Here is a 424-nt window from a genome sequence, read left to right as displayed (position 1 = left end):
CGTTGTTCAAACAGCAGTGCAATGTCCGCTTGCAAGGTGGGCTGATTGCCCTTGACGGTGAAGTGGTAGTGGGCCTGTCGTGCTACGACGTACATGGCCAGTTTGCGCTGGGTTAGCAGTGCGTCGGCAGTGATGTCCTTGCCGGCGATCTCGATTTCATCGAGCACCAAGGCGAACATGCCGATCTCATTGGTCTGCTTGACCTCCTCCTTGCCTTCTACGGGCAGGGAGCAGACTTTTTTTGGGTGTGGCATTGGGAGCTGTCATGCCCCACCACGCCCATGATGTGGGTTTGCCGTCCTTGTTCGTCGGTCGCGTTGCGCATGGTCTTGCCGTCGATCGCGAGACTTTGGTCCCGCTCCCCATGGTCGGCATTCCAACGGGCCAGCGCGCGGTCAAGCGCAACGGGGTCGGCGCGAATGAG

At 59.7% G+C, this 424-nt stretch carries 1 protein-coding gene and 1 pseudogene; both read right to left on the bottom strand.

Going from position 1 to position 424, the window contains the following annotated elements:
- Positions 1-254 (bottom strand): annotated as a pseudogene (locus D0817_RS26610) (hypothetical protein); the annotation flags it as partial.
- On the bottom strand, positions 218-424 hold a 207-nt coding region (locus tag D0817_RS26605; RefSeq protein WP_202866518.1), incomplete at its 5' end, for a hypothetical protein. The gene D0817_RS26605 and the pseudogene D0817_RS26610, both read right to left, overlap by 37 nt.

It is taken from the genome of Flavobacterium cupreum (assembly GCF_003996965.1).
In the GTDB taxonomy this organism is placed as follows: Bacteria; Bacteroidota; Bacteroidia; order Flavobacteriales; family Flavobacteriaceae; genus Flavobacterium; species Flavobacterium cupreum.
Note: the sequence above shows the minus strand (reverse complement) of the source record. Positions and strands in the feature narration are given on the sequence as shown.